This is a genomic window from Streptomyces sp. M-16 (assembly GCF_052114405.1).
Classification (GTDB): domain Bacteria; phylum Actinomycetota; class Actinomycetes; order Streptomycetales; family Streptomycetaceae; genus Streptomyces.
On sequence record NZ_JBFRER010000234.1, the window covers coordinates 1 to 5,056 of the forward strand.

5 protein-coding genes are annotated in these 5,056 nt (G+C 73.1%); 3 read left to right on the plus strand and 2 right to left on the minus strand.

Annotation, left to right across the window (positions count from 1 at the left end; genetic code table 11):
- Positions 1 to 134 precede the first annotated feature (134 nt).
- Positions 135 to 824, minus strand: coding sequence for a VIT1/CCC1 transporter family protein (locus AB4039_RS41395; protein WP_266838673.1), 690 nt, complete (start codon positions 822 to 824; stop codon positions 135 to 137).
- Between the two features lie 76 nt (positions 825 to 900).
- Here AB4039_RS41395 and AB4039_RS41400 point away from each other — a divergent pair, with 76 nt between their 5' ends.
- Both AB4039_RS41400 and AB4039_RS41405 read left to right on the plus strand, forming a co-directional pair.
- Positions 901 to 2,007 carry a PP2C family protein-serine/threonine phosphatase gene (locus AB4039_RS41400; protein ID WP_266838674.1) on the plus strand — a complete coding sequence of 369 codons (1,107 nt, stop codon included), beginning with the start codon at positions 901 to 903 and terminating at the stop codon, positions 2,005 to 2,007.
- 82 nt (positions 2,008 to 2,089) lie between these two features.
- Positions 2,090 to 2,971 carry a nuclease gene (locus tag AB4039_RS41405; protein ID WP_442273216.1) on the plus strand — a complete coding sequence of 294 codons (882 nt, stop codon included), beginning with the start codon at positions 2,090 to 2,092 and terminating at the stop codon, positions 2,969 to 2,971.
- A gap of 64 nt (positions 2,972 to 3,035) precedes the next feature.
- On the opposite strand, the gene AB4039_RS41410 is transcribed toward AB4039_RS41405, so the two are convergent.
- Complete coding sequence (locus AB4039_RS41410; RefSeq protein ID WP_266838676.1) at positions 3,036 to 3,290, minus strand: hypothetical protein; 255 nt, start codon at positions 3,288 to 3,290, stop codon at positions 3,036 to 3,038.
- Positions 3,291 to 3,397: 107 nt separating this feature from the next.
- On the opposite strand from AB4039_RS41410, the gene AB4039_RS41415 reads away from it, so the two are divergent.
- Positions 3,398 to 3,769 carry an ArsC/Spx/MgsR family protein gene (locus AB4039_RS41415; protein WP_266838677.1) on the plus strand — a complete coding sequence of 124 codons (372 nt, stop codon included), beginning with the start codon at positions 3,398 to 3,400 and terminating at the stop codon, positions 3,767 to 3,769.
- Positions 3,770 to 5,056 lie beyond the last annotated feature (1,287 nt).

A 5,056-nucleotide genomic window follows, 5' to 3' on the forward strand; every position in this document is an offset into this window, starting at 1 on the left:
GGCCGGACCCGGCCCCGCCGGCGGTCGAGGCGCGGGGGTCCGGGGCCGGCCCCCGGCAACCGGCCCGCACCCGAACGGCTGCGGCCGGCACGACCCGGYGCCGCCGGCGGTCGAGGCGCCGGGGCCCGGCGGGATCAGGTGGTGCCGAGCCAGGTGCCCACCACGTAGGTCACGGCCATGGCGAGCGCGCCGCCCAGGACGTTGCGCAGGACCGCCCGCGGGACCGGGGCCCCGCCGAGCCGGGCGCTGACCACCCCGCACAGGGTGAGCGCGGCCAGCACGGCCGTCACCGTGACCGGCACCCGCCCGGACGGCCCCGGCAGGACGATCGCCAGCAGCGGCAGCACCGCACCCACCGTGAAGGCCACCAGGCTCGCGAACGCCGCGTGCCACGGGTTCGCCAGCTCGTCCGGCTCGATGCCGAGCTCCACGCGCGCGTGCGCCCGCAGCGCGTCCCGCTCCGTCAGCTGCTCCGCCGCCTCCCGGGCCACCGCGTGGTCCAGGCCCCGGTCCATCAGCATCCCGGTGAGTTCGTCGAGCTCCGCCTCGGGCTCCTCGGCCAGTTCCCGCCGCTCCACCTCCAGCGCCGCCCGCTCGGAGTCCCGCTGCGAGCTCACCGACACGTACTCCCCCGCCGCCATCGACAGCGCCCCGGCCAGCAGGCCCGCCACCCCCGCCGTCAGGATCGCCGTGCGCGAGGTGGTCGCGCCGGCCACGCCCACGACCAGGCCGGCCGTCGAGATGATCCCGTCGTTGGCGCCCAGCACCCCGGCCCGCAGCCAGTTCAGCCGGGTGCTGATGGCGACACTCTGCACATCCGTCACGGGACCACTGTCGCGGCCCGCGCCCGCCGGAGCCACCCGGCGTGCGCGCCCCGGGCACCGGTACCAGGGTGGAGGGGTGAGACGCGGACGGGAGGACCTGGGCAGCCTGCACGGAGCACCGCCACCGCGCTGGGCCCGGCTCGCGCCCGCGGTGGCCCTGGTGGTGCTCTGCTTCATCCAGTGGCTGACGCCCGGGACCGCCGAGCTGGGCTACTTCCTGGCCGCCCTGCCCGCCGTGGCCGCCTTCTCCTACGGGGCCGGCGGCACCGCCGCCTTCGCCGTCGTGGTGCTGGTGCTCCTCGGGGTGCCCGCGCTCGGCGTCGGCCACGCCCACAGCTCGGACCTGGCGACCGTGGCCACCGTCGGGCTGCTCAGCGTGGTCATCGCCCTGGTGCGGCGGCGCCGGGACGCCCAGCTCGTGACCGTCCGCACGGTCGCCGAGGCCGCCCAGATGGCGGTACTGCCGCCGGTTCCGGAGCAGGTGGGCACGGTGCGCTGCGCCGCGCTCTACCGGGCGGCCCAGCGCGGCACTCTGGTCGGTGGCGACCTGTACGACGTACGGGCCGGACCGTACGGGGTGCGGGCGGTGGTGGCCGACGTCCAGGGGCACGGGCTGACGGCGGTCGGGACGGTCGTCGCCCTGCTCGGCGCCTTCCGCGAGGCGGTACTGGACGATCCGGAGCTGACCGGGGTCGCGGCCCGGCTGGACCGGCGGCTGACCGCGGACGCCGCGGCGGACTCCACCCCGCACCCGGAGCTGTTCGCCACGGCGGTGCTGCTGGAGTTCCCGCCCGGACGGGACCTCGTGCGCATCGTGTCGTGCGGCCACCCCCCGGTACTGCTCCTCCGGGACTTCGAGGTCTCGGAGGTGAAGGCGGAACCAGGACCTCCGCTGGGCCTGGGACTGACCGGGCCCACCCTCCCGCCGGTGACCGAGCTCCCGCTGCTGCCCGGCGACCGGCTCCTCGCGCACACGGACGGGGTCACCGAGGCCCGCGACGCGGCCGGGGTCTTCTACCCGCTGGCCACCCGCCTGCCGGCGCTGGCCGCCGACCCCGCGGGCCTGGTCCCGGCGGTGTGGCAGGACCTGGAGGCCTACACCCGGGGCGGCCCGGGTGACGACGTGGCCCTGCTGATGCTGTCGCCCGAAAGGCGGTTGCCCGGCGGCCCGCCGGGTCCCTAGATTCACCGGACACGCACGGTGCGTAGTCGACGACCACACTCGGTAGCGACACCGTCCCGACATCGTGGGAGTCGCCATGTCCATGCTGCTCATCAGAGGCACCTTCCGCGCGACGGGCTCCAAACCGGACGGCGACACGATCCCCTTCACCCCGGACGACGTGGCCGACTGGAAGCGCGTACCGGGCGACCACAAGGTCCTGCCCAAGGCCGACGGCCGCGCCTCCATCCGGCTGGAGGCCATCGACGCGCTGGAGACCCACTACGGCGACGACGACTCCGGCGTGCAGCACCAGCCCCTGGACCTGGCCCACCGGGCCGCGGACGAGCTGCTGACCTGGCTCGGCTTCACCCAGTTCGTCCGCGACGACCTGGAAACCATCACCAGCACCACCCCCGAGACCGTGCCCGGCTTCATCCTCACCGGCGGCGCCGACATCTTCGGCCGGTGCGTGGCCCTGGTCGGCCGCAGGATCCCGCCCGTCTTCAACGGCTACGAGATCGAGGTCGACGAGAGGCAGCTGAGGAACACCGCCAACCACCACCTGGTCAGCCTCGGCCTGGCCTACCCGACCTTCTACACCGGCTTCCCCGACCACCTGCGCGCCTCCCTCACCCTCGCGGCGCGGGCGGCGAGGAGCTCCACCCCCAAGAAGGGCGTGTGGGACCGGGACCGGACGACCGACGGGGCCGAGGTCACCGGGATGTCCTCCCTCACGGCCGACACCGGGGCGGTGATCCTCCCGAAGCTGTTCCGCCGGCTGAAGGACTACCTGGACCTCAACCCGGCGGCCCCCGCCCTCGGCTGCTTCCGCGCCTTCCTCGCCGGGGCCGCGGACCGGTTCTACCTCCAGGGACAGCCGGAGCCGCTCACCGGCCTGCACCGCATCGTCGAGGTCGACACCGCCCTGCAGACCGTGAAGATGACCCGCCCGGTCGAAGACATCACCTTCGACGAGAAGTGAGCGGTCCGGCCGGGCCGCCGGGGCGGAGAGCCCCGGCGGGCCGGCCGGCCGTCACATCAGCACATCAGCTGTGGGCGGCGATGAAGGCCCGGACCATCCTGCAGGTGAGGTTGGACGGCCGGTGGATACCCACCCGCACCGCCATCGTCCGTATCTTGCGGTTGGTGGCGCGCTTGGCGTCGTACGTCCCCGTGTCGAGCAGGGAAATCGCCAGCCGCATCGCCTTCAGGCGGCGGTTGTGGCTCTCGTACCACTCGCGGGGCAGGCCCGCCGGCAGCGGCTTCTTCTTGGGCATCACAATGATCGCGGCAGCGGCCATCTACAGCCTCCCAAACAGTAGTTGGCTTCCTGTCGTGCTCCCTCGATTTTACCGGGGGGCACTGACAAAAGCCCCTGGCCAGACGGAGTCTGACTACCCTGGTGCGCATGGAGATCTGGATCAATCCCGCCTGCTCGAAGTGCCGCAGCGCGCTGACCCTGCTGGACGCGGAGGGCGCCGAGTACACCGTGCGCCGGTACCTGGAGGACGTGCCGTCCGAGGCCGAGATCCGCGAGGTGCTGGGACGCCTCGGCCTGGAGCCGTGGGACATCACGCGCACCTCCGACCCCCTCGCGAAGGAGACCGGCGTACGGGACCTGCCGCGCGAGGCGACGGAACCGGCCCGGCAGGCCTGGATCGCCCACCTGGCGGCCCACCCGAAGCTCATCCAGCGCCCGATCATCACCGCCGAGGACGGCACCGCCCTGATCGCCCGCTCCGACGACGCCGTCCACGAGGCCCTGTCCCGCAGGGGGTGACGGGGGGCGAGGCTGGTCGGGGTCGAGGCGGGGTCGGGGGGCGGCGGGACTCGACCTGGTCCGTGTCAGGGAGGGTTTGGGGGTTTCCCGTCAGTCTCATCGTCCTTCCGCGTCGGGCCGGGCCGTCAAGGGCGCTCCCTTCGGTCGCGTCGCTTCGCGATGGCCTTCGGCCACCCTTGACAGCCCGTCCCGCCACGGAATGCCAAAGACTGCCGAGAAACCCCCAAAAGAACGGTTACCGGGGAAGAGGAGGAGGAGCGGGCAGCGCAGCGATGTGCGAGCCGTCTCCGCCCAGTCCCCCATTCCGGGCCCCGAATCCCTCATCGGTCCAAGGCCCGGGGCGACCAGAGCGCCCGGCATGCCCCACAGACGCGTCAGATCGCTACGCGCTTCGCCCGGCATAGCGTCCGCCGGCCGTCTGGGGCCGGACATAGACCGCCCACGGCCGAGAGTCTTCCCCCCTCAGGCGAGCGCGGGTTGTTTGTCCCTTTTGGGGTGCCGAATGGGCCCCGAAGGGGCCCTGATGGAGCTTGTCGGACTCTGAGGACGACTTTGTCGTCCTCAGAGTCCGACAGAGCCCTCCAAGGAACAGGAAGGGCCCTCTGCCGGCCGTCAGTCGCCCGACGAGCGAGCCAAATACCCCTCTTGGGCGGCTTATGTCCAGCCCCAGACGGGCGGCGGACGCTATGCCGAGTGAAGCGCGTAGCGATCCGATGCGCGGGGTGCCCGCCGGATGATCTGGTCGCCGTGTCGGGTGGTCTGACTGCCCCCGGCCCGGAATCTGGTGGAAATGGGCCCGCATCTCGGGTCCACCCAGGCGGGGAGGGGCCGGGCATCCCTGAGGCACCCGCACATCCACTCTTCCTCCCGGCCGTTTCCCTGGGGGCTTCCCGGCAGTCTTTGGCATTCCGTGGCGGGACGGTCGGTCAAGGGTGGCCGAAGGCCATCGCGAAGCGACGCGACGAAGGAGCGCCCTTGAGGGACCGGCCCGACACGGAAGGACAGTGGACTGGCGGGACGCCCCCAGCCCTCCCCCGATCCCGGCCAAGGGTGCGCCGCCCACCCCCGACCCCGCCCAGCACCCAGCACCCCCACCCCGCTCCACCCGCATCCCCCGTAGGCTGGCATTCGTACCCAAAAGGAATAAACAGCACCGAATGCTGAACCGCGAAACCAAGGGATCCCCCGTGAACGAGCAGCAGCAGCCGTCCGCCGCCGCGCCCTCCGGCCCCGCGTCGCCCGCCGCGCCGCCCGCCGCGTCGCCCGGTGCCGGCGGGCCTCCGGTGC